This window comes from Marinobacter alexandrii, from assembly GCA_039984955.1.
Lineage (GTDB): Bacteria > Bacteroidota > Bacteroidia > Cytophagales > Cyclobacteriaceae > Ekhidna.
This window is the reverse complement of record JBDWTN010000007.1, coordinates 338,784-361,500: the sequence shown is the minus strand read 5'-3', so window position 1 is coordinate 361,500 and position 22,717 is coordinate 338,784. Positions and strand designations below refer to the sequence as shown.

General features: G+C 39.3%; 23 protein-coding genes. 19 read left to right on the top strand and 4 right to left on the bottom strand.

Annotation, left to right across the window (positions count from 1 at the left end; translation table 11 throughout):
- Positions 1-45 precede the first annotated feature (45 nt).
- The 10 genes from ABJQ32_07965 to ABJQ32_07920 all read left to right on the top strand — a co-directional run bounded on the left by ABJQ32_07965 (position 46) and on the right by ABJQ32_07920 (position 10,362).
- Positions 46-810, top strand: coding sequence for an ABC transporter permease (locus ABJQ32_07965; protein MEP5289571.1), 765 nt, complete (start codon positions 46-48; stop codon positions 808-810).
- Between the two features lie 16 nt (positions 811-826).
- Entirely contained in the window at positions 827-1,585 is a 759-nt protein-coding gene (locus tag ABJQ32_07960; protein ID MEP5289570.1) for an ATP-binding cassette domain-containing protein, read from the top strand.
- Positions 1,585-2,556 (top strand): MlaD family protein, encoded by a 972-nt coding sequence (locus tag ABJQ32_07955; protein ID MEP5289569.1) that lies wholly within the window; start codon positions 1,585-1,587, stop codon positions 2,554-2,556. The genes ABJQ32_07960 and ABJQ32_07955 overlap by 1 nt, the downstream gene beginning before the upstream one ends.
- Before the next feature lie 301 nt (positions 2,557-2,857).
- Entirely contained in the window at positions 2,858-3,487 is a 630-nt protein-coding gene (locus tag ABJQ32_07950; GenBank protein ID MEP5289568.1) for a Crp/Fnr family transcriptional regulator, read from the top strand.
- Between the two features lie 426 nt (positions 3,488-3,913).
- Positions 3,914-5,227, top strand: a complete 1,314-nt coding sequence (locus ABJQ32_07945) for a TolC family protein (protein ID MEP5289567.1) — start codon at positions 3,914-3,916, stop codon at positions 5,225-5,227.
- Between the two features lie 3 nt (positions 5,228-5,230).
- Positions 5,231-6,322, top strand: coding sequence for an efflux RND transporter periplasmic adaptor subunit (locus ABJQ32_07940; GenBank protein MEP5289566.1), 1,092 nt, complete (start codon positions 5,231-5,233; stop codon positions 6,320-6,322).
- Positions 6,322-9,528, top strand: a complete 3,207-nt coding sequence (locus ABJQ32_07935; protein MEP5289565.1) for an efflux RND transporter permease subunit — start codon at positions 6,322-6,324, stop codon at positions 9,526-9,528. The genes ABJQ32_07940 and ABJQ32_07935 overlap by 1 nt, the downstream gene beginning before the upstream one ends.
- 6 nt (positions 9,529-9,534) lie before the next feature.
- Entirely contained in the window at positions 9,535-9,846 is a 312-nt protein-coding gene (locus tag ABJQ32_07930) for a hypothetical protein (GenBank protein MEP5289564.1), read from the top strand.
- 6 nt (positions 9,847-9,852) lie between these two features.
- The gene (locus ABJQ32_07925) at positions 9,853-10,038 is read left to right on the top strand and encodes a DUF2892 domain-containing protein (protein ID MEP5289563.1); all 186 of its coding nucleotides are present in this window, start codon (positions 9,853-9,855) and stop codon (positions 10,036-10,038) included.
- 36 nt (positions 10,039-10,074) lie between these two features.
- A complete protein-coding gene (locus tag ABJQ32_07920; protein MEP5289562.1) occupies positions 10,075-10,362 on the top strand; it encodes a hypothetical protein in 288 nt (95 codons plus the stop codon).
- Positions 10,363-10,373: 11 nt separating this feature from the next.
- On the opposite strand, the gene ABJQ32_07915 is transcribed toward ABJQ32_07920, so the two are convergent.
- Together ABJQ32_07915 and ABJQ32_07910 are read right to left on the bottom strand one after the other, a co-directional pair.
- The gene (locus ABJQ32_07915) at positions 10,374-11,054 is read right to left on the bottom strand and encodes an amino acid racemase (GenBank protein ID MEP5289561.1); all 681 of its coding nucleotides are present in this window, start codon (positions 11,052-11,054) and stop codon (positions 10,374-10,376) included.
- Position 11,055: 1 nt separating this feature from the next.
- On the bottom strand, positions 11,056-11,490 hold the full coding sequence (locus ABJQ32_07910; GenBank protein MEP5289560.1) for an OsmC family protein: 435 nt from the start codon (positions 11,488-11,490) through the stop codon (positions 11,056-11,058).
- Between the two features lie 194 nt (positions 11,491-11,684).
- Here ABJQ32_07910 and ABJQ32_07905 point away from each other — a divergent pair, with 194 nt between their 5' ends.
- Both ABJQ32_07905 and ABJQ32_07900 read left to right on the top strand, forming a co-directional pair.
- The gene (locus ABJQ32_07905; GenBank protein ID MEP5289559.1) at positions 11,685-16,007 is read left to right on the top strand and encodes a CusA/CzcA family heavy metal efflux RND transporter; all 4,323 of its coding nucleotides are present in this window, start codon (positions 11,685-11,687) and stop codon (positions 16,005-16,007) included.
- Positions 16,008-16,053: 46 nt separating this feature from the next.
- Positions 16,054-16,956 (top strand): efflux RND transporter periplasmic adaptor subunit, encoded by a 903-nt coding sequence (locus ABJQ32_07900; GenBank protein ID MEP5289558.1) that lies wholly within the window; start codon positions 16,054-16,056, stop codon positions 16,954-16,956.
- Between the two features lie 143 nt (positions 16,957-17,099).
- Here ABJQ32_07900 and ABJQ32_07895 read toward each other — a convergent pair whose 3' ends face one another.
- Positions 17,100-17,321, bottom strand: coding sequence for a hypothetical protein (locus ABJQ32_07895; GenBank protein ID MEP5289557.1), 222 nt, complete (start codon positions 17,319-17,321; stop codon positions 17,100-17,102).
- Between the two features lie 37 nt (positions 17,322-17,358).
- Here ABJQ32_07895 and ABJQ32_07890 point away from each other — a divergent pair, with 37 nt between their 5' ends.
- From ABJQ32_07890 to ABJQ32_07875, 4 genes are all read left to right on the top strand, one after another.
- Positions 17,359-17,604: a hypothetical protein gene (locus tag ABJQ32_07890; protein ID MEP5289556.1), complete on the top strand. Its 246-nt coding sequence runs from the start codon at positions 17,359-17,361 to the stop codon at positions 17,602-17,604.
- A gap of 91 nt (positions 17,605-17,695) precedes the next feature.
- On the top strand, positions 17,696-18,181 hold the full coding sequence (locus tag ABJQ32_07885) for a hypothetical protein (protein MEP5289555.1): 486 nt from the start codon (positions 17,696-17,698) through the stop codon (positions 18,179-18,181).
- 148 nt (positions 18,182-18,329) lie between these two features.
- Positions 18,330-18,590 carry a 2TM domain-containing protein gene (locus tag ABJQ32_07880; protein MEP5289554.1) on the top strand — a complete coding sequence of 87 codons (261 nt, stop codon included), beginning with the start codon at positions 18,330-18,332 and terminating at the stop codon, positions 18,588-18,590.
- 247 nt (positions 18,591-18,837) lie between these two features.
- Entirely contained in the window at positions 18,838-19,632 is a 795-nt protein-coding gene (locus ABJQ32_07875) for an MBL fold metallo-hydrolase (GenBank protein ID MEP5289553.1), read from the top strand.
- Between the two features lie 110 nt (positions 19,633-19,742).
- Here the strand turns inward: ABJQ32_07875 and ABJQ32_07870 are convergent, their stop codons facing one another.
- Entirely contained in the window at positions 19,743-20,423 is a 681-nt protein-coding gene (locus ABJQ32_07870) for a metalloregulator ArsR/SmtB family transcription factor (GenBank protein MEP5289552.1), read from the bottom strand.
- Positions 20,424-20,519: 96 nt separating this feature from the next.
- Here ABJQ32_07870 and ABJQ32_07865 point away from each other — a divergent pair, with 96 nt between their 5' ends.
- The 3 genes from ABJQ32_07865 to ABJQ32_07855 all read left to right on the top strand — a co-directional run bounded on the left by ABJQ32_07865 (position 20,520) and on the right by ABJQ32_07855 (position 22,684).
- Positions 20,520-21,512: an alpha/beta hydrolase gene (locus ABJQ32_07865; GenBank protein ID MEP5289551.1), complete on the top strand. Its 993-nt coding sequence runs from the start codon at positions 20,520-20,522 to the stop codon at positions 21,510-21,512.
- A gap of 5 nt (positions 21,513-21,517) precedes the next feature.
- Positions 21,518-21,871 (top strand): antibiotic biosynthesis monooxygenase, encoded by a 354-nt coding sequence (locus ABJQ32_07860; protein MEP5289550.1) that lies wholly within the window; start codon positions 21,518-21,520, stop codon positions 21,869-21,871.
- Between the two features lie 249 nt (positions 21,872-22,120).
- Positions 22,121-22,684: a hypothetical protein gene (locus ABJQ32_07855; protein ID MEP5289549.1), complete on the top strand. Its 564-nt coding sequence runs from the start codon at positions 22,121-22,123 to the stop codon at positions 22,682-22,684.
- Positions 22,685-22,717: the final 33 nt, after the last annotated feature.

Sequence of the window (22,717 nt, the reverse complement as noted above, 5' to 3'; positions counted from 1 at the left end):
AATCACATATTTACCAAGTTATAATTTACAAAATGAACAAGGTCTATGTGGGAGCATACAAAAGTATTTCTTTTGGAAACAGGCAAAATTGCCAGCTTTGCTGGTCGCTTTTTCAAAGAAGGTTTAAAGCCTCCCTTTGAATTAACCGAGATTGCAAGGCAGTGTTATACCATCGGGTATAAATCACTTCCTTTAGTAGGTATTACTGCTTTCATAATGGGATTGGTACTCACCATTCAATCAAGACCAACGCTGATGGAGTTTGGTGCAGAATCATGGTTGCCTTCGATGGTTGCGATTTCAATAGTTAGAGAAATGGGACCCGTGATTACAGCTTTGATTTGCGCGGGAAAGATTGGGTCAAGTATAGGAGCAGAACTTGGATCTATGAAAGTAACAGAACAAATTGATGCGATGGAAGTGTCAGGAACAAATCCATTTCAATACCTGGTAGCTACAAGAATTATCTCTACAACCTTGATGCTGCCAATACTCATTATTCTGGCGGATGCTATCGGTATTTACGGATCATATTTGGGAGTTAATATCAAAGGTTCTGTAAGCTTCACGCTCTTTTTTAGCCAGGTATTTGAAAACCTCTCATTTAGTGATGTAATACCGTCCACCATTAAATCTTTTTTCTTTGGGTTTGCTATTGGTCTTGTCGGGTGTTACAAAGGATACCATTCGGATAAAGGTACTCAAGGTGTTGGACGATCAGCAAACTCCGCAGTTGTGGTAGCTTCTCTTTTGGTGTTCATACTCGATTTAATTGCTGTTCAAATTGCTGACCTTTTTTATGATTTATGATAAAAACTATAGCAAAATGAATGATAATGAACTTTCGATAGAACTGGATAAGCCTGCTGTAGAAATCATTGATTTGCACAAATCATTTGGAAGTAATCATGTACTTCGTGGATTCAATCTGACACTTAATCAGGGAGAAAGTGTAGCTGTTATGGGTAAGTCGGGAAGCGGAAAGTCAGTATTGATCAAGTGTATTGTTGGGTTGATCCGACCAGATAAAGGTGATATTAAAGTTTTTGGTAAAAGCATTCTTGGGTTGGGGCAACAAGAATTGGATAAAGTAAGGACATTGATTGGATTTCTTTTCCAAAGCAACGCCCTTTACGACTCACTTACAGTAAAAGAAAATCTTGAATTTCCATTGAGAAGGTTGAGAATTCAAAAGTCTAGATCGGAGATAGATGAAATGATTATGGAGGCACTTGAAAATGTAGGTCTTCCTGACACTGGATCGTTAATGCCTGCTTCGCTTTCTGGAGGAATGAAAAAAAGGATAGGTGTAGCGAGAACCCTCATCCTCCGACCAAAAATCATTCTATATGATGAGCCTACAACTGGTTTAGATCCGGTCACTGGTAGAGAAATTGCTCATTTAATGATAGATGTACATAAAAAGTATAATACTTCTTCGATTATTATCTCCCATGATATGGCCTGTATAAAACGAACAGCTCATAGAATCGTAGCACTGAAAGATGGTGTCAACTATATGGAGGGTCGCTATGAAGAACTTAAACATTCAACTGATAACCATGTAAATGCATTTTTTCACTAATGAAGAATAACATTAATAAAAACATACGATTAGGCCTGTTTGTAATTATAGGTACTGTATTGTTCATTATCTCCATGTATCTCATCGGAGAAAAGCAAAACCTGTTTGGATCAACATTCACTGTACAAACAGTTTTCAAGAACGTTAATGGACTCCAGAAAGGAAATAATGTGCGGTACTCAGGAATTGATATTGGAACAGTACAAAGCATAACGATGCTTAATGATACATCGATTCTGGTTTCTATGATTATAAAAGATGAAATGAGACAGTTTATCAGAAAAGACGCTAGAGCTGCTATTGGCACAGATGGCCTATTGGGAAACAGGCTTATTAACATCAGCCCGGGAAACATTGCTTCAAGTACAGTATCCTCTGGGGATACCCTTCTTGCATTGTATGGGATGGATGAAGGAGAGATGCTACGTATTCTTGAGCGAACGAATAAGAATGTTGAGATTATCACAAGTGGCTTGGTAGGTATTACCAAAGAAATCCAAAGAGGAGAAGGTACCGTTGGAAAGCTGATTTCGGACCCCTATCTGGCCGACAATATTGAAACAACATTAGCCAATATTAAGAAGTCAAGTGAGAAAATGAATCAAATCTTCACCTCTATTGAAAAAAATGTCAATCAGATAAATCTTGGTGAAGGGACTTTGGGAGCTCTTTTGATGGACACTTCATTCGCTTCAAATATTGAATTAATTATCAGCGATTTTGCAGCTACAAGTAAGAATACCAACGAGATTACTGAAGAACTCAAAGTACTTATTCAGAATATTAGATCAGGTAAAGGAGCTGCTGGTAGCATAGTTGCCGACACCACGCTTGCCTTAAACCTTGAGGAAAGTATAGAAAATATCCAAATGGGATCTGCTGCCTTTAATGAAAATATGGAAGCTCTTAAGCACAACTTTCTTTTCAGAGGTTATTTCAAGAAGCAGGAAAAGAAGAAAAAGAAGAAATAGCTATCAAATAGTGTTACTAAAAATAGCTATTTTCAATGTTTAACTCTGAATCAATAAATGAGCTTCAGTTTCCATTGCCTTTCCCTCCAGATCCCTTTTTCTTCTTCTGTCTTGAGCTCGGTTTATTCATTTTCAATGAACTGAGTCAAGTATTGTAGTGATCTGGATCAATTAGATTAAAGAAATTAAGCCTGATTGCCATTATTAGCAGTGGAATTCCTATCTAAATATGACCTTAATCAGTTCTGCTAAAGTGGCGGTTGTCTAAATTGCCAGAAGGAAGCAACCTCTACGATATTATATGAATGAATTAGCGAAGCAAGTTCTAGAGTCCATCGGTATTGAATCTGAACTAATAGCAGAAATTCTATCGATTGGAAGATTGAAAAAAGCAAGTTCCGGCAAACCTGTAGTGGATTCTGAATCTTCAGGGAAGGAGATACCTCTTGTCTTGGAAGGTTTGTTGAAAGTGATGAGAAAAGACCCTGATGGGAAAGAAGTATTTCTGTATTATTTAGAAAAGGGAGAAACTTGTGCCATGTCCATAACGTGCTGTATGGATAACAGAAAGGTGGAGTATAGCTTAAAGGCTGAGGAGGATTCAATCATTTGGATGATCCCGACTCGCTACCTAGATTCTTGGATAGCAAAGTTTCCATCATTTAGGCGCTTTGTCTTGACCTCATATCAAACCCGATTTGATGAGTTACTAATAGCAATAGATAGCATTGTCTTTTCTAAAATGGATAGTAGATTGTATAAATATCTACTTGATACAAAACAGGCAACAGGCTCTTTTACGATTAATAAGACGCATGAGCAAATAGCTAAAGACCTGGACACTTCTCGTGTAGTTGTCTCCAGATTATTAAAGCAAATGGAAAGAGAAGAAAAAATTGAGCAGTATCGTAATAGAATAGAAATACTCTAACTCGAGTCAAACTCTTTAGGCCAACATACCTACCTCTGGACCATTTATTCAAGGTTATTCCCCAAGAAAATACTCACATATGCCATTATGTAACATTTGTTACGTCAACCACTCTTTGGGGATCGTTAGTCCTAATAGAAAATCAATAGAAAGAGCATAGAAGTAGAGTGGTGATTGGGTTGTTTAAGGGTCATTTCCATAATGGCCCTTTTTTATGCCTTTACATGAAACAAGTAAATATTATCCAATAAACCACTATCTGTAACAAATGTTACAAAAATCATGAATCAACTTTCGTAAACCTTCATTACAACTTAATAAAGAGGGGTTATAAGCTTGACTTAACTAAATAATTGGAGTGTAACAAAGGTTACAAAAAGTCGGAAATACTCACATCACCTTTGCAACAAATTAGAATTGAAAGAAATGATAAAACAGTTTTTTATAGTGCTTTTGAGTATAGTTGGATTGGTCTTTCAGGCTCAAAGTCAAGATACCCTGACCATTTCCCAATCTGAATTAATAGAGAAAATACTCGATAACAACCTGCAAGTAAAAGTCGCAAACAAGCAAATTGATATGGCTAAAGCGGACTACAGCCAGTCGAACGCATTGTTTCTGCCATCTGTCACTGCTTCGCACACGGCGATGTTTACGAACAACCCACTGATGGCATTTGGTTCAAAACTTAATCAGGAGATATTAACTCCTACAGACTTTGACCCGACCTTATTAAATGATCCTGATCGGATTGATAATTATGCTACCGACATTCAGGTGCAGCAGCCATTGCTCAATCTTGATGGAGCATACCAACGACAAGCTGCTAAAGTTCAATCAGAAGCCTACATGTTACAGGCAGGTCGAACTAGGGAGTACATCGAATTGGAAGGAAGTAAAGCATACATGCAATTGCAATTGGCCTATAAAGTAGTTGCAGTACTAAAAAAGGCTAAGATTACTGCTGATTTGGGGCTAAGTATGATGTCTGACTATTACGATGAGGGTTTGGTGCAAAAGACCGATGTGCTTGCCATTCAGGTGAGGCAGAGAGAAGTTGAAAATCAACTGAGGCAAGCGAAAAGTAACATTCAAAATGCTTCAGATTACCTGAGTTTTTTACTTGGAGAAGAATCAAATGGACAAGTTTATAAGCCAGCAAGTCAGATCACTGCGACGATTGAAGATGACGTCTATGTAGCTGAGGTGCCATCCTTCAGGAAGGATCTCAATGCGATGCGCAAGAAAGTTGAGGGATATGAAAAGATCTTAAAATCTAACCAGATGACTTCTTTACCAAGGATCAACGCCTTTGGGAGTTATCAGCTATACGATAACCAACCTCTCAGTTTTGGAGCAAATGGATATCTGGTGGGGGTTAGACTGTCTTGGAATTTATTTAACGGATACAAGAACATCGGGAAAATTCACAAAGCAAAAGCCGAGCTTGAAAAAGCACAAATTGAAAAGGAGAATTATAAAAATCAAAGTCAGATGGAACTCAATAAAACATATCGTCAGCTTGCCGATGCTGAAGCAAAGGTGACTTTATCAAAAGAGGTACTCAATCAGTCTGCGGAAGTTTATAGAATAAGAAAGGACAGGTTTGGTGAAGGCCTTGAAAAAATGACAGATGTGCTCACCTCTGAAACCCAAATGTTTCAAAAAGAGCTTGAGTATCAGCAGGCAATATTCGAATACAATTTCACGAAAGAATATCTAAGATTTTTAACCAGATAAGCAATGAAAATAACAAGTTATATAGGCATAGCAGTCACCGCACTATCAATCTTTAGTTGTGGAAAAAAGGATCAAACTGAGGACATGCGGCTGCCACCAATCCAAGTCAGAGTGAGTACAGGTTCTTCTATGCTGGAGGCATATCCTATCACAGCCAGCGGCAAAATTGAGGCAAGAAATAGCGCCAACTTAAGCACCAGGATGATGGGAATGATCACAAAATTGAACGTGAGTGTAGGCGAAAAAGTCAGAAAAGATCAGCAACTTCTTGTAATAAGTAATTCAGATCTGATTGCTAAGAAGTCCCAGATAGAGGCTTCCATTTTGCAGGCAACAAGCGCATTTCAGAATGCAGAAAAAGACTATAGGCGGTTTAAAACACTCTTCGAAAAAGAGAGCGCTTCAGAGAAAGAACTGGATGACATGGCTACCAGGTATGAAATAGCAAAGGCAAATCTTACAGCAGCCAGGGAGATAAAAAAAGAGATTGAAGCACAATTTTCTTACACGAACATTACATCTCCATTTGATGGCGTAGTGATAAACACATTCCTAAAACCAGGTGATATGGCAAATCCAGGCATGCCTCTGATAGCAGTTGAAGGAACGAATGAATATCAAGCAACCGTCCTTGTATCGGAGGCGGATATTTCAAATATTCAGAAAGGCTCGGAAGCCCTGGTATTAGTTAAGTCGCTTGGAAAGGAACTTCAGGGCACAGTGACTGAAGTGAGTCCTTCGGCAAAGAATACGGGAGGACAATACCTGGTGAAAATTGATTTAGATGACAAGGAAAACGGGGTGCTTACTGGAATGTTTGTGAACGTAAAATTCTCTATAAAGAACGCCTCTTCTTCACCGGGAGTGTCAGTGCCTAAAGCTGCTTTGATAAAACAAGGACAACTAACAGGTATTTATGCGATGGGCAATGGCGGGACAGCCATTCTCAGATGGCTTAGGATTGGAAAAGAAAATAATGGTAGCGTAGAGGTTCTTTCCGGCTTAAAAGCCAATGAGCAATTCATCGTATCAGCGAAAGGAAAGTTATACAATGGTGCCAAAGTCATTGTGGAAACAGATAAAAGCCAACAGTAATGCAAGAGGGAATTTCAGGTAAAGTCGCCAATTTTTTCATTAACTCTAAGCTCACCATTCTACTTATGGTGGCTTTGATGATCATTGGAGTTTACAGCTCGTTTCTGATTCCAAGGGAGGAAGAGCCACAAATCAATGTGCCGATGGCGGATTTGATGATAGGTTATCCTGGAGCTAGTCCTATGGAGGTAGAAAGTCGTGTAGTGAAGCCTTTGGAAAAGGTGATATCCAATATCAAAGGAGTGGAACATGTTCACAGTATGTCCATGAATGGGCAGGCTGTCATGATTGTACAGTTTTTCGTCGGTGAAGACATAGAACGCTCCTATGTCAAGCTCTACGATGAGCTGATGAAGCATCAAAATATATTTCCTGAGGGAGTTTATCAGCCTTTGGTGAAGACCAGGTCTATCGACGATGTGCCGATGCTTGGTCTCACGCTCTGGAGTGAACATTATGACGATTATCAACTTAGACGAATCGCCGAGGAACTCACATCAGAAATAGAAAAAATTAAAGATGTAGCTATCACAAAGCAAATCGGTGGAAGAACACGACAACTTAAAATTGTACTTGACAAGGACAAGATGGCGGAAAATGGCGTGGATCCCCTTGGAATCATGCAGATGATCAAGGCTGGAAATAGTAGTTCTCAATCTGGAAAAATCGTTGGGAATGATGAGGAATTTTTGGTCACAACTGGTAGATTTCTTACTACTGTTGAAGATGTTGAAAGCCTTGTTGTTGGAGTAAACAAGAATATGCCCGTTTACCTGAACCAGGTTGCTCAAGTAACCGATGGGCCATCAACTCCTTCAAATTATGTATCCTTTGGCTATGGTCATTCCAACGAAATCTTTGCAACCCATCCATCAGAGTATCCTGCGGTCACCATTTCTGTGGCTAAGGTAAAAGGAGCGGATGCCATGAAAGTATCCGAGAAGATACTTGAGCAAGTGGAGGGGTTAAGGAAAAATTTGATACCCGATGATGTCAAGATTGAAGTAACCCGAAATTATGGTGAAACAGCATCACATAAAGTTGGAGAGTTACTGCTCCACCTTGGTGTTGCCATTATTGCTGTAACTGTATTGGTGATGTTAGCAATGGGCTGGCGAGGAGGATTGGTAGTCTTTTTCTCAGTGCCTCTGACCTTCGCCCTTACATTATTTAGTTATTACATGCTGGATTATACCCTTAATAGGATTACACTCTTTGCACTCGTGTTTGTTGTTGGTATTGTGGTTGATGATAGCATAATAATCGCTGAAAATATGCACCGCCATTTTAAATCAAAAAGGCTGCCGTTCAAGCAAGCAGCTATCTATGCGATCAACGAAGTTGGTAACCCTACGATTTTGGCAACTTTCACGGTTATTGCTGCCATTTTACCCATGGCCTTCGTCTCAGGAATGATGGGGCCGTATATGAGCCCAATGCCGATTGGTGCCTCCATAGCAATGATGCTTTCGTTATTTGTTGCGCTCACAGTTACGCCATACTTGGGATATCATTTGTTACGTGAAAAAGATACAAATGAAAAAGAGGAGGATCAAGCGCATCAGACCAGTCGGATTTACAAGATCTACAAGAAAATTGAACAACCTTTTCTAGATAGCAAAACCAAACGATGGATGATGCTTGGTGTAACGGCCGTTCTGTTACTGGGATCCATGAGTTTATTCTACACTAAGTCGGTGGCAGTAAAAATGTTGCCTTTTGACAATAAGAATGAATTCCAAATTGTCATTGATATGCCCGAGGGCACCACATTGGAGCGTACAGCAGTTGTGACGAAAGAGGTTGCTCAATATCTTTCTACCGTTCCAGAAGTAGTCAATTATCAAAATTACATAGGTACTTCAGCTCCCATCACTTTCAATGGTCTTGTAAGACATTATGACCTGCGAGGGGGAAGCAATATGGCTGATATTCAAGTAAACCTACTACATAAAGGAGATCGTTCACTAGATAGCCATGAAATCGCAAAGATGGTTAGGCCACAAGTGCAAAAAATTGCAGGAAAGTACGGGGCTAATGTAAAAGTGGTGGAGGTACCACCAGGCCCACCTGTTTTGTCTACTTTGGTAGCAGAGATATATGGGCCAGATTATCGTGAGCAAATCAAAGTAGCTCAACAGGTAAAGGATCTATTGACAAACACAAAGGATGTGGTTGATGTAGACTGGACGGTAGAGGAGGGGCAGACTGAATATATACTGGAAGTCGATCGGGAAAAAGCGATGTTGAATGGAATTGTACCACAACAGGTGGTTGGAAACCTGACTTATATCTTAAGAGAGCATCCAGTCTCCAACCTTTACGATGAATCCTCCAACAATCCCATAGGAATTGTGCTTGCACTGGATGATGGTGACAAGTCTAGCATTAGAGATATTGGAAGTATCAAAATAAAAGGTACACGTGGAAACCTGATTCCCGTTGGTGACCTTGTAGAGGTCGTTGAAGACACCTTACATGCGACCCTCTATCGAAAAGATCAGAAGCGTGTTGTTTACGTGATGGCTGATATGGCTGGAGATTTAGAAAGCCCTGCATACGCTATTCTTGGGATGACAGAAAAGCTACAGGAGTTTAAGCTGCCTACTGGCTATTCAATAGATGAGTTGTATCTCGGTCAGCCTTCTGATGAATCTGATTTTACTGTAAAATGGGACGGAGAATGGCAGATCACACTTGAAGTATTTAGAGACCTTGGAGCGGCCTTTCTTGTGGTAATCATTGTCATCTACATGTTGATTGTGGGCTGGTTTCAGAACTTTAAAACACCATTGGTTATGATGATTGCCATTCCGCTTTCACTGGTAGGGATCGTTCTTGGGCATTGGTTGCTTGGAGCATATTTTACTGCTACATCCTTTATTGGGATGATTGCTCTGGCTGGTGTGATGGTGAGGAATTCAGTGCTCCTTATTGACTTTATCGAGATAAGACTAAAAGAAGGAGCTTCTATGAAGCAAGCGATAATTGATGCTGGTGCTGTACGAACAACACCGATTTTACTTACGACAGGAGCGGTGGTCATTGGCGCATCGATCATTTTGTTTGATCCGATTTTTCAGGGATTGGCCATATCCCTCGTAGCAGGTGCCATTGTGTCTACCATCCTCACACTCATTGTTGTACCACTGATTTATTATATGACGGAGAATAAAAAGTGGGAGAATAAGCAGGAGCTTAAATAAAATATTATGGAACTAATAATTATTACGGCGGTAAGCCAATTTGAAAAAGATATCAAACATCTTCTGAAAAAATCAGGAGTTAAGTCCTTTTCATATATGGATGTCACAGGCTATAAGGATTTATCAGATCAGCCTATGGAAGCAAATTGGTTTGCTTCTGATATTGGGGAACACAGATCTATACTTTTCTATGCATTTGTACAGAAGGAACTGATTGATGAGTTTTTGGAGAGGATCGACCAATTAAATAGCGGACAAGAAACAGCGTCAAAAATTCACGCTGCAGTTCTTGATATTAAAAAAACGAATAAACAATAAGCAAAAATGAGAAATAGAATTGTACATGCAGTAGCGGGAAGCTTTATTTTAGTAAGTCTGATACTGTCTATATATGTGAATCAAAATTGGTTGTGGTTCACCGCATTTGTAGGTGCCAATTTGTTGCAATCCTCTTTTACCAAATGGTGTCTTATGAGTAATATTCTCAAAAAACTGGGGGTTCCCGAGTAAAGTGCATAACTAGTATTTTGATCAATAAGAATTGATATGAACATTCATAGCTTACATTCAGGTGAAAAAAAGGTTTCAGCCGTTTCTTTTTTCAAAGGAAATGGAGGGATTGCTATTGCACTTCAAATAGGGGAAATGCAAGAATTAAAAGAACATGTAAGTAAGGTGCCAGCTTTGCTTATTTGCCTGGAAGGTGAGGCGGTCTTTGAGGATGAAAATGGTATTTCTGAAAAATTGTTTTTTGGAGACTATGTGAACATTAAACCTATGCTCAAGCATAAGGTCAGAGCCATAGCAAATAGTAGTTTGCTTTTGATTAAGTAGGATTAGCACATTTAACTCAGGATAAAATCTACAGCCATTTTCACATGCAATTCTGTTGTTGGCAATAAAGGAATATTGAAGTCCGTCTCATTGACCAAAAGGGGCAATTCAGTGCATCCTAGTATGATTCCTTCAGCTTCTTTCTGCTGAAGAAGATGCATTTGCTCTAGAAAAAAGCCTCTCGCTTCGTCTGAAAAGATTCCCTGAGTTAATTCTCTGGATACATAATCGTGAGCCTGGTCCAGGTTCTCTTCGTCAGGGATGATGGTTTGTATCTTGAATTGCTTACTTAAAATGGACGGAATAAAATTCCCAGTCATGGTAGGCCTATTTCCAAGTAGGCCCAGCTTTTTAAGACCTTTCTTAGCCGCTTCGTTTCCAGTGGCCTCTGCGATATGTAGGATAGGAATATCAATTTTGGGTTGAACATATGGATAAACCATATGTGGCGTGTTGGCACAAATAATAATAGCCTCCGCTCCTGCTTGCTGGAGTTTGAGTGAAACATCCAGGTACTTTGCATTAATCTCTTCCTTGTCCTGCCTCCGCATCAATTCAATATTGATACTGTGAAGAATTAGTGGAGGATTGCCTTGGGTACCAATCTTTTCACCGACCTGCTCATTTATCAGTTTATAATACTCAATGGTTGAGAACCATGAGGTGCCGCCTATCATTCCTAATGTTTTCATCTCAAACCTGAAGTATATTCCCCGAAATTTTGCAGGAAGTTTTTACCGTATTGTAAATCGTGCCGAATTTTTTAATGTTCTTTTTTAGTAAGTGAGTGTTCAGATTCTTGTCAGTGCTATAAATAGAGAGTTTGTATGTGATGTCACCCATACGAGGTGGATCTTCAAGCCTTTTGGCACTTACTTGTATGCTTGCTTTTTGATATTCGAACTTTAGCATTTTCGAAAATCGTTCTACATTTTTAAGTATACAAGAAGAGAAAGACCCAAGGAACAACTCTGCAGGACTTGGAAGGGTATCTGCTGTATCATCGGTTGTTCCGAAATTAATGATCGATTCCTTGACAATGATTGATCCATCGCTTCTGGCTACTGATTCTGAGTTTAGAGTGAATTCCATAGTTAGTGCTGCATTGGTTTTATTTAATCTTCTCAAAGGTCCCGTTTTTTTAAGCTGGAACGAATGACTTTTATCATATCACAGGAAGAGAAAGATGGCTTTCGATTTAACTTTTAACATGTTCTTTTCTGACGATGATCATATGAATCTCTGCAACTGATCATTATATCTTAGAGTGGTAGTTTGCAGATTTGAGTCATAGATTTGTAGTCTTCCAAATCTAAAATTTTATGCTGCAATATATAATTGGGTTCAGCTTAAAGAATAAGCTGATTGTTTTGTTATTCACCTACTCAATTGTTGGATTTGGCTTGTATGCGTTGATGAATATCCCCATTGGGGCTGTGCCAGATGTAACAAACAATCAGGTACAAGTAATTACCACCTCGCGAGATCTTTCTACTCAAGATGTAGAACAGTTTATTACCTATCCTGTAGAACTGGAAATGGCTAATCTTCCTGGTGTGAAAGAAATCCGATCTGTTTCTAAGTTTGGATTATCAGTCGTAACCATCGTTTTTGAGGACCAGATGGGCACATATCTTCCGCGTCAACTCATCGCTGAGAAGATTAAAACAGCTGCTGAAAATATACCTTCAGGTTTTGGTTCACCAGAGATGGGCCCAATCTCGACAGGATTAGGGGAAATCTACCAATACGTGCTTGAAGTAGATCCTGCCTATGCAGATCAATACTCGATAATGGAACTACGTACTATTCAGGATTGGATTGTAAGAAGGCAGCTTTCAGGAATTCCTGGGGTAGTAGAAGTGAATACGTGGGGTGGCTTTCTCAAGCAATATGAAGTAGCAATCAACCCGAATCGATTAAGAGCGATGGATATCTCAGTATCCTCCATATTCAGAGCATTGCAAATGAATAATAGTATAGCTGGTGGAGGCTACATCGAGAAAGGAGATCAGGCGTATTTCATTCGGGGAGAGGGATTAACCAAAAGCCTTGAAGAAATAGCCAACATTGTAGTGGAAAATCGGGATGGACTTCCTGTTTATGTTAAAGATGTAGCTAAAGTACAATATGGACATGCTACACGGTTCGGAGCGATAACCGGTAATGGCGAGGGAGAGAAAGTATTGGGACAAGTCATGATGTTGAAAGATGCTAACCCTAAGGCAGTCATTGAGGCAGTGAAGGCCAGAGTCGATGAAATTCAATATACCTTACCAGAAGGCATTTCAATTAATCCATTTTTAGAACGAAGTGAGCTGATTGGTAAGACCACAGCAACTGTAGCCGAAAACCTGATTCTTGGATGCCTGATTGTGGTCTTAGTTGTGGTTCTCTTGTTGGGTAATTTGCGTACAGGCCTGGTGGTTGCTTCCGTGATTCCACTATGCTTACTTTTTGCCATTTCTCTAATGTATATCTTCGGTGTAGACGCAAATCTGATGAGTTTGGGTGCCATCGACTTTGGGATCATCATAGATGGGGCAGTGATCATTGTTGAATTTGTTGCCTTTCGCATTGCTGCCGAGCAAGCGCAAATATTGAATGCACCATTATCTGAACGGAAATCTATCATTGACGCCATTACTTTCGAGAGTACACATAAGATGATGCATTCAGCAGTGTTTGGTCAATTGATCATCATGATTGTATTCATTCCAATCTTGTCTCTGATCAATGTAGAAGGCAAAATGTTTCGGCCCATGGCACTCACATTTTGCTTTGCCCTTCTGGGAGCAATGATTTTTTGTTTTACGTATGTCCCAGTGATTTCGAGCATGTGTTTGAAACCACCAAAGTCAGAAAAACGAAATGTTTCATTTCGATTCATCTCCTGGCTTAAGGCTCAGTATCAGCCGATATTGAATGGCGTCTTGAACCATGCAAAGGCTGTAATGATATTAGCTATAGGATTACTAGTCAGTGCTTTGGCCCTTTTTTCCACACTAGGTGGAGAGTTTGTTCCTACCTTGGACGAAGGGGATTTTGTGATCCAACCGGTTCTTGAAACCGGCACCTCATTGAGTAAAACGGTAAAAATAACGACACAAATAGAGCAAGTCATTGGCAGTTTCTCGGAGGTCGATCAAGTGGTGACACGCATTGGAGCCGCGGAAGTCCCTACAGATCCCATGTCCATGGAAGAAACAGATGTGATCATTAAGCTGCACCCGAAACATGACTGGCAAATAGTGAGAACAAAAGATGAATTAGCGAACGCTATCAAAGAAGCTCTACAAAAGACTATTCCTCATGTAGATTATGAATTTACACAGCCTATAGAAATGCGCTTCAACGAGCTAATAACGGGAGTTAGGGCCGATTTGGCAATTAAAATATTTGGAGATGACCTTTCGGTTTTAGCTGCAAAAGCTGGGGAAATAGCGAAGCTAATCGAACGTGTAGATGGCGCCTCTGATATTACCGTAGAGAAGGTAGAAGGATTACCTCAAATGAGCGTTGAGTATGATCGAGGAAAAATTGCTCGCTATGGACTGAATATCTCGGGTGTCAATGATATCATTAGCATGGGCTTTGCAGGGAAGGTAGCTGGAAGTGTATTCGATGGGGAGCGAAGATTTGATCTGGTTATACGATTCGACGAAAATTATCGAAAGGATATCCAAAATCTACAGAATGCTTTTGTGGCCACATCATCTGGTTTGCAGATACCACTCAGAGAATTGGCTAAGATCTCTTATACGAAGGGGCCAGCTAAGATTTCCCGCGATGATACGAGACGAAGAATAGTGGTGAGTGTAAATGTTCGTAATCGAGACCTGGAGTCTGTAGTAGAAGATGTGGAATCGTTGATAGCAGCCAATATCACATTTCCCCCTGGTTACTCAGTAGCCTATGGTGGGCAGTTTGAAAATCTTCAAAGTGCAAAAGAACGCCTCACATATGCTGTGCCTTTAGCTCTCTTATTGATTTTTGTTATGCTTCGTTTTGCTTTTCAATCCACAAAAGAAGCTCTGATGATCTATAGTGCTATTCCGCTAGCTGCTGTGGGCGGAGTGCTTTTTCTCTGGATTCGTGATATGCCATTCAGCATTTCAGCAGGAGTAGGATTTATTGCTCTTTTTGGTATCGCTGTGCTCAATGGGATTGTGCTGGTCGAACATTATAAAGAACTCAAAGTAGATGAAAATATGGATTTAAGAACCCTGGTACTACAAGGAACCTCATCCCGACTGAGACCCGTTTTACTCACGGCCTCAGCAGCTGCTACAGGTTTTTTGCCAATGGCTATTTCTACTTCCGCAGGAGCTGAAGTACAAAGACCTTTAGCTACGGTGGTGATAGGAGGCTTGGTTACAGCAACAATATTGACGCTGATTGTGCTTCCAGCGTTGTATTATCTTCTGGAGGGGAAAAAACGTAGGTTTCAAACTAATCCAAAAATGGCTATTCTTTTGTTTGTCTTCTTGCCCTTTCTGGGGTATTCGCAGAGCAGAGCAGTTACCCTTCGGGAAGCAATCCAAATTGCCAGACAAAACAATGCCCGACTTCAGGCACAGAAGGTTAGCGTGGAGAAGCAAAAAGTGCTTCAGGGAACTGCGTTTGACTTTGACAAAACTCAGGTTTATTACCAATATGATGAGAACAACATCGCACCAAATGATAGCCCATTGAAAATATGGGGTATCCAACAAAACTTGCGCTTTCCGACGACCTACACGAGTAAACAAAAGCTAAATCAAGCTAAAGAGGAATTGGAAAGGAGGCAATACGCAATTGAAGAGCGTATATTGGAAGAGAAGGTCTCCAAAGCCTTTTATCATATCTTGTATGTACTATATCTCAGGGATCAGTATCAGTTTTTAGATAGCATATATACAAGGTTTTCCAATGCAGCCGGAAGGCGGTTCAGGTTGGGCGAATCCAATGAGCTGGAAAGACTTACTTCAGAAAGCCAGCATAACGAAATCCGATTGCAGCTGGATCAAACAGAAAATGAGTTGTCCATGGCATATACTTCACTTCAGCAGTGGATACAAGCCAATGAACCAGTGAAAGTTATTCCGCCATCACTTGACCGAGTCAACATCCTCCCATTTGATTCACTGAATCACCCAGTGATACGCTACCTCGATCAGGAAAAACAATGGTCTGTGGAAGCAACTAAGATGCTACAAAGTGACTGGCTGCCAGATATACAGCTAGAGTACTTTCAAGGTACCAATGATGCTATCAATGCGCAGACTTATTCTGGGTTTCAGGTAGGGTTGGATATTCCTCTTCTTTTTGGGGCCCAAAAATCAAAAGTAAAGGCGAGCAAACTTAATCAGGAGCAGGTGTCGTTCAATCGCTTGGATTACCAAAGACAACTGGTGGCACGCTGGAAAAAGCTTAATCTGGAATTAGCAAGACATGACCAGTCACTGCAGTATTATGACTCAACTGGAAAGCAGTTGTCGGAATCCTTGATTAATGCGGCATTTCGCTCGTTTGAGAGTGGTGAGATAGACTTCTTCCAATACATCCAGACAATGGATCGAGCAGTAAGTATTCGTGTGAGTTATTTAGAAAGCCTGGGAAAGTACAATGAAATAGCACTTTCAATTAACTATTTGATGAACTAGATCCTAACCGGAAATTGAAAGATCAGAACTATCAATTCAAAATAAAATGAAAAAATCAGCATACATTTTCAGTCTTTTAATTGCATTTATGACGTGTGAAAAGAAATTAGATGAATCAAATCCCGCCGCAACAGAAGCAGTAGAATCCCTTGCATCAAAAAGGGATGAAACGAATCAGGAAAATCTGAATGGGTCGATGGCGGTGACACTATCTGAAAATACCATTTCTGTCACCGGATACCTAGATGTGCCACCTGGGAATAGAGCCGCTGTTAGCCCTTATTATGGTGGTTTTGTGAAGGATATAGACATACTTCCCGGACAAAGAGTGAAGAAAGGAGATATACTATTAACCCTTCAAAACCCGGCTTACCTTCAAATCCAACAAGAATACCTGGAGTCTAAAGAACAAGTTGATTATTTGAAAACAGATTATGATCGACAAAAGACACTTGCGGATGAGCAAATAGCGTCAACAAAAAATTTCAAAAAAGCAGAAACAGATTATCGGGTAATGTTGGCCAGGTATCAGTCGCTTAAAGAGCAGATAAAACTCATGGGCTTATCGATAGCTACTTTGGAGACAGGTAGATTGGTCAATACGTTGAATCTCCGAGCTCCTTTTGATGGAAGTATCATATCAGTCAACGTTTCAAAGAGTGTATTTGCGGATCCCAAGAATGTAGCAGTTGAGTTGATTAATACAGATCATATTCACTTGGAACTAGATGTTTATGAAAAGCATGCATTGCAAGTGAAAAAAGGTCAGTCGATTCAATTCAAGATACCTGAAACTGGTGATAAAGTTTATCAGGGCGAAGTTCACTTAGTTGGGGAATTTATTAATCCTAAAAAGAAAACAATAATGGTACATGGACATGTATTGGATAGGGAACAAATTAATTTAATACCCGGGATGTTTGTTGAGGCTACAATAGTGATTGATTAATAATTGGCTCTTAGCAAGAATGATAGAGTTTCTAAAAAAAGTGCGATTAATTAATAGTAGTCAAATTTGGTTTGATAAAACTAGAATAAAAACCCTACTGACTAAAACCCAAAAAAAAGTGTAGCTGAAGTCTCTTTGCAAGCTTACCGCTCATTCCATCCTTTACCTTCAAAGATTTTAGGTATAAGCTTTTCAAATGCTTCCTGAAAATCTGGGCTTTCTCTAAACTTATGTTCAAGCTCTTCCAGCGTATCATAGACAGATGTGTCCTTCAAGGGAGTTTTTCCCTTTTGCCGCCTGCGGAAGGTGATTGCATTCAGAATTAATACTTGATGCCGATCAGAAAAGTAATTGAGGCGGATCATTGAAGTGGCTGCACCATATCTCTAGATTATTCCCAATATGAATGAATCACATCCAAATATTGCTAGTGGTATCAAAGTCCGCTATGATAAGAACTGGGGTAAGTGGCAGATTCTGCTTGTTGCTCTACTGAGTTTTCTAGCACTCAAGCCTATCTTTTTGACTCTTAATGCAGGGTTCGTAGCAATCACAATCATTGTAATGGCCTTTGGATCATTGGTCTTGACAAATGCCAAGTGGAAAACGAAAGCAACGCCATGGGGTGAGCATCGATTTATTAAATAAGTAATAGTACGGTATGATAACGGTGATAGAAAATAAAACGATACTAGCAATAATGCTTGTGTGTATTTCAACATCAATTTTCTCTCAAGAAATGAATACAATATTTTCAAATTCAAAAGAAAATTCTAATGGAACTTCTACTGGTGCTTATGGAGGACCTTTTGTTCATGCAGCACAATTAAATGGAAATTGGGGTATTTCAATAGGAGGTAAAGGTGGTGTCATAATCAATCGAAAATTCGCTTTTGGTGGAATTGGAATGGGAACAGCCAGTGATTATAATTTTATAGGAGATAACTTAAGTGGGAATACGAATGCAACTTTAGATGTTAGCTATGGTGCAGGAGGAATTTTTGCCGAGTACATTTCCAACCTTAGCAATTCCATTCATTTTTCTGTGCCCATTAACCTAATGGCAGGAGGAGTTTCCATTAACGATAATGAGGTGGAAGCTGAATCTTCCCGTGCCTTCATTATCGAGCCAGGTGTGAATCTGGAGTTCAATTTAACTAAGGCTTTTATTACAGGCTTAAACTTTCTTATAGGCAATTTTTGGGTAGTTCTTTGGATAATTTGAATAATAGAGATCTATCAGGATTTAGCATAGGATTGGTATTCAAGTTTGGATCCTTTTAAATGAATAAACCTTGCAGATTCAACCATACACGATTTAAAAACATTTCAAAAGGAACTCAATATTCACGAATAAAAAATATTGTAACGTCATGAGTAATATTACTGAAGAACAAATAAAGGAAAATGCAAAAAAGCGCATTGATTTCAAATACCACTTTTTAATTTATGTATTGGTTAATATGTTTTTGTGGGCTATTTGGGTAATTACAGGAAGTGGATATATGTGGCCTGTTTGGCCAACAGGCGGCTGGGGAATCGCGATTTTCTTCCATTATATAGGTGCTTACAACTCTATTAATCTTTTCTCTGTTGAAAAGGAAGTCGAAAAGCTGAAAAAGGAAAAAGGGTAAGTATTCTTATAAGTGGTTATAAAGCTTGAACTCTTAAATGGTATGGTAAATTGGCACGAAGTATTTTAACTTGACTCTGTCCAAGCCAGTTCAATCCACCAATATGATTTGGTTCATTGTTCTTTATGATTACGCTCATTGCATGGGGTTCGCACCTACTTTTAGCTTGTTGTCGTGAAGCAACTAATTAACTACTACGCCAAAAGGAGAGTTTGCTTGGAGGGCGATGGCATAAACATGCAACGAAATGAAAGTCACATTCTATGGGTACAACACCTTTCTGATTGATTGGGGAAGCAATAAGATCGCTATTGATCCCGGAGGAAGTTTTTACATACCTGATTTTTTCAAAACCTTAATCCCTAAAACTGAATGGCGTGATATCACACACATATTTGTCACACATGGTGACCCTGATCACCATTGGCATACGGATAGGGTTGCCAAAATTTCTGGTGCCAAAGTGATCTGCAATGAGAAAATGGTTCGAACAATCAAAGGTGAAAGGTTGATTTTAGGACCAAGAAGTAAAGGACTGGTGTTCAACACTCCAATAAAGAATCTCTATACCGTTGCAGTAGATGAAACAATTGTAGTTGATGACCTGGAAATCACTGGGGTCAAAGGGACACATGGTCCTTTAATCTTGAAAGTAGGTCCATTTTCTAAAACCTTGCATGAAGGTCCTGAAGAGCGGTTTGGCTATGGCGAAATGGGGTTTCATATAAAATATAAGGATAGAGCTATCGTCAATCTGGGAGATACGATGTTGTTCGAGGACGAATGGGAAAAGGTATCATCTCCCGATGTGCTGATGATTCCCATTGGAGGCAAGATTGCTGGCAACACCATGGATGAAGAAGAAGCCTTGAAAGCAGTACAAGTTATGAAGCCTAAAATGGTCATCCCGGTTCACTACAACTGTGGGGCCATGTTTAAGAAGAACTACAACCCTGCAGATGACCAATTATTCAAAAGAAGGTCAGAAGCAATGGGTGTCAATTGCGTCATTCTGCAAAATGGGAAATCAATACAATTATGAGAGGCAGAGAGCAAAGTAAAAAATAGAATTATGAAAGTATTCAGCTTATCACTTCGGGCATGTCATTCAAAATAGTCTTTGGAAAAGAATACATCAAAGTAAAACGAACCTTAGAATAACACTTCATGCAGGTTTTTACTTCCTGAGAATGTAATTACAACTTCTCTTGAATGCTCAATTTTTCTTATCCAATCTCTTTCAATCATTGCTTCTAACAACGCAGCTCCTAGAGCACCTCCAAGGTGATGCTTTCTTTCAGACCAGTCCAGGCATTTGTATGCGAACTTCCGTTTGGTCTTACTCAGTTTTTGACAGTCAATCCCAAGTGAAGCGAACCAATTCTCACCCTCAGATGTCGGTAAATATTGACTATCATCTTCTGATAATAATTTTCTTGCGATCAACTTTTCGTGGATTTTAACCCCCATGTAGCCAGCCAGGTGATCGTAACATGTTCTTGCATGCTTTATGCCGGATGTTGGTAGTTTTTCTTTTCCTGATTCTCTTGACTCTCTTTTGGGGATGATAGCAGCAATAGCCTCTATAGCATAAGCTACTTCGGAGTTGGAGATTCTGTAATACTTATGTCTTCCTTGTTTTTCAGTACTGATAAGTCCATGCTCTCTTAATTTGTTTAAGTGATTGCTCCCAGCTTGAGGTGATAGATTAGCGAATAATGCTAGCTCAGTAGCAGTGTATGCTCTACCATCTAGAAGGCACCATAGAATGGTAGCCCTTGCAGGTTCAGCAATCAATGAGGTGATTTTAGCAAAATCCTTAGATGTTTCCATTTATTTAGGTATAGCTCACTACGAATTTCATACTTCATTTTAAAATGAAGTATTAATATACGGAAAGTATTCTCTTTGATCTCAAAGAAATTACGAATGAAGACAATAGCTTCCTTATTTTTGGTTTTAGGATTACTGGCATGCAATGCTCAAAAGATGTCAGAGCAGATTGAAATAGAAAGTAGAATCACTGGCTTGAAATTGTGCTTAACACATTTGTCAGTGAATGATGTTGCTGATAAACCTCCAGTTTTACTCATTCATGGTGCATCTTTTCCTACTAACCTGGCGTCAGGTTTTGAGATGGATGGACTTTCCTGGATTGAATTTATATCTAAACAAGGGCATGATGTTTACGCCCTAGATTTTTTAGGATACGGATGCTCTGATCGATATAGCAAGATGAATGATGACGCTGATGGTGATCCATTGGGTATGGGAGAGGAAGTAGCATATGACATTCATCAAGCAGTTAAATACATTCTCGCGCAGAATGAGAATTTTGATAAAATAAATTTAATCGGTCATTCGTGGGGAGCCTCTGTTTCAGGTTACTACACCAGTCTCTATCCGAAAACGGTAGACAAGCTGGTTCTGTTTGCTCCATTTGTAAGACGAGATGGGCCTTTAGAATGGGAGAGACCAGATTATCGATACATTGATCTTACTCCTGAGAAACGTATAAAGCAATTTTCAAAAGCAATTCCACAAGGAGAAACAACCCTCCATGAGAATATACATTTGGAATGGGGTGCTAAATGGCTGCAAAGTGATTTAACCTCGAAGAAAAGATTGCCGCGTGCTGTTCGCTATCCTGCCGGCTGGAAACTTGATTTGTACAACTGCTGGAATGGATCATGCTTTTTTGATCCGAAAAAAATCAAAACTCACACGTTGGTCATAAGAGGTGAGTGGGATACGGTATTGAATTCAAAAGATGCCGATTATTTAATTGATGAACTCAAAAATGTGGCATCTATAAAATACATCATCCTTAAAAAGTCGACACATGTTGCTCACCTAGAAAAAAATAGGTACGAGTTGTATAGAGAGGTAGAAGAATTTTTGAGTTTTAAGTTTAAAAAATAAAGGAAATGATTGCTGTGATATTTGAAGTCTTGCCAAACGCGGAGAATAAACTTGAGTACCTTGAAATAGCTGCTAAACTGAAACCTGAGCTTAAAAAAAACTTGGGCTTTATTTCAATTGAGCGTTTTCAAAGTTTTGAAAATCCTGATAAAATTTTATCACTTTCATTCTGGGAAAGCGAAGAGTCAGTGAGAGAATGGAGAATTACAGAGATACATAGAGCTTCTCAACAAAAAGGAAGAGAGTACATTTTCAAAAACTATCGTCTGGTAGTTGCACAAGCAATAAGAGATTATAGTATGCTCCAAAGGGCTGAAGCTCCATTTGATAGTGAGAGTTATCATGATGATGTGTCCTGAATAAAAAATTCAATCTTTCTTCAATCAGTTAAAGGTCGACGGTCACTTGAGTTTCCGTGAATGCTTAGGTTGAAGATTACAGAAAAATTGAGGTAAGAGTTGATCATGCTAGATGCATCTACGATCGTTAAAATCTATTCACTAGACTGCAATACCTTCTGAAAGGTCTTCGTACTTCAATAGTTCGTCGATATTTGTTCAGGTACGTTATATCTTTATGTATATTGAAGCCAAACCACTATTGTTTTTATGCTTTCAGATTTACAAAAGGAAAAGATATCTCATTATTTCAGAGTTGTTTTAGATCAAGACCGCAATGGCGTTCTTGAGGAAGTTGATTTTCGAGAAATTGGAGAATCGTTATGTCTGTTGTGGATGCTCAAACCAGATACGCCAGAATACAAGACAATTCTTGATAGAAGTGTGAAGAGCTGGGGGATGTTTCAAAAATATTTCCAAAGACAAGGAGGAGAGGCTAATGAAGAGCATTTTCTGGAATTCTTTGAAGATATATTAAAGGAAGGAAATGAGCCATTGTATAAAAGTTGGGTGGTGCACATGATTAGTTCCATTTTTGACTCATTTGATGTTAATAATGATGGAGTGATCTCTGTAGATGAGTATTCAGATATGTTCATGTGTTACCATATTCCTATCAAACACTCAGCTAAAGCATTTATAAAATTGGATAGAGATGGAGATGATTTTATTACCAAAAAAGAATTGATGCGTGCCGTTGATGAATTCTTTCGATCAAGTGATGAGCGTGTTCCGGGTAATTGGTTGTTTGGCTTCTGGGCGGATAAGGATTAAAAAAATAAACCCCATCAATGTGGGGTCTACCTG

What these genes read in the sequence shown, in the direction of transcription:
- ABJQ32_07875 (MEP5289553.1), top strand. Translation starts at nt 18,838, where the DNA reads ATGAAAGTCACATTCTATGGGTACAACACCTTTCTGATTGATTGGGGA.
- ABJQ32_07860 (MEP5289550.1), top strand. Translation starts at nt 21,518, where the DNA reads ATGATTGCTGTGATATTTGAAGTCTTGCCAAACGCGGAGAATAAACTT.
- ABJQ32_07945 (MEP5289567.1), top strand. Translation starts at nt 3,914, where the DNA reads ATGATAAAACAGTTTTTTATAGTGCTTTTGAGTATAGTTGGATTGGTC.
- ABJQ32_07935 (MEP5289565.1), top strand. Translation starts at nt 6,322, where the DNA reads ATGCAAGAGGGAATTTCAGGTAAAGTCGCCAATTTTTTCATTAACTCT.
- ABJQ32_07965 (MEP5289571.1), top strand. Translation starts at nt 46, where the DNA reads ATGTGGGAGCATACAAAAGTATTTCTTTTGGAAACAGGCAAAATTGCC.
- ABJQ32_07925 (MEP5289563.1), top strand. Translation starts at nt 9,853, where the DNA reads ATGAGAAATAGAATTGTACATGCAGTAGCGGGAAGCTTTATTTTAGTA.
- ABJQ32_07915 (MEP5289561.1), bottom strand. Translation starts at nt 11,054, where the DNA reads ATGAAAACATTAGGAATGATAGGCGGCACCTCATGGTTCTCAACCATT.
- ABJQ32_07930 (MEP5289564.1), top strand. Translation starts at nt 9,535, where the DNA reads ATGGAACTAATAATTATTACGGCGGTAAGCCAATTTGAAAAAGATATC.
- ABJQ32_07900 (MEP5289558.1), top strand. Translation starts at nt 16,054, where the DNA reads ATGAAAAAATCAGCATACATTTTCAGTCTTTTAATTGCATTTATGACG.
- ABJQ32_07890 (MEP5289556.1), top strand. Translation starts at nt 17,359, where the DNA reads ATGAATGAATCACATCCAAATATTGCTAGTGGTATCAAAGTCCGCTAT.
- ABJQ32_07865 (MEP5289551.1), top strand. Translation starts at nt 20,520, where the DNA reads ATGAAGACAATAGCTTCCTTATTTTTGGTTTTAGGATTACTGGCATGC.
- ABJQ32_07955 (MEP5289569.1), top strand. Translation starts at nt 1,585, where the DNA reads ATGAAGAATAACATTAATAAAAACATACGATTAGGCCTGTTTGTAATT.
- ABJQ32_07880 (MEP5289554.1), top strand. Translation starts at nt 18,330, where the DNA reads ATGAGTAATATTACTGAAGAACAAATAAAGGAAAATGCAAAAAAGCGC.
- ABJQ32_07905 (MEP5289559.1), top strand. Translation starts at nt 11,685, where the DNA reads ATGCTGCAATATATAATTGGGTTCAGCTTAAAGAATAAGCTGATTGTT.
- ABJQ32_07950 (MEP5289568.1), top strand. Translation starts at nt 2,858, where the DNA reads ATGAATGAATTAGCGAAGCAAGTTCTAGAGTCCATCGGTATTGAATCT.
- ABJQ32_07940 (MEP5289566.1), top strand. Translation starts at nt 5,231, where the DNA reads ATGAAAATAACAAGTTATATAGGCATAGCAGTCACCGCACTATCAATC.
- ABJQ32_07920 (MEP5289562.1), top strand. Translation starts at nt 10,075, where the DNA reads ATGAACATTCATAGCTTACATTCAGGTGAAAAAAAGGTTTCAGCCGTT.
- ABJQ32_07885 (MEP5289555.1), top strand. Translation starts at nt 17,696, where the DNA reads ATGAATACAATATTTTCAAATTCAAAAGAAAATTCTAATGGAACTTCT.
- ABJQ32_07855 (MEP5289549.1), top strand. Translation starts at nt 22,121, where the DNA reads ATGCTTTCAGATTTACAAAAGGAAAAGATATCTCATTATTTCAGAGTT.
- ABJQ32_07960 (MEP5289570.1), top strand. Translation starts at nt 827, where the DNA reads ATGAATGATAATGAACTTTCGATAGAACTGGATAAGCCTGCTGTAGAA.
- ABJQ32_07895 (MEP5289557.1), bottom strand. Translation starts at nt 17,321, where the DNA reads ATGATCCGCCTCAATTACTTTTCTGATCGGCATCAAGTATTAATTCTG.
- ABJQ32_07870 (MEP5289552.1), bottom strand. Translation starts at nt 20,423, where the DNA reads ATGGAAACATCTAAGGATTTTGCTAAAATCACCTCATTGATTGCTGAA.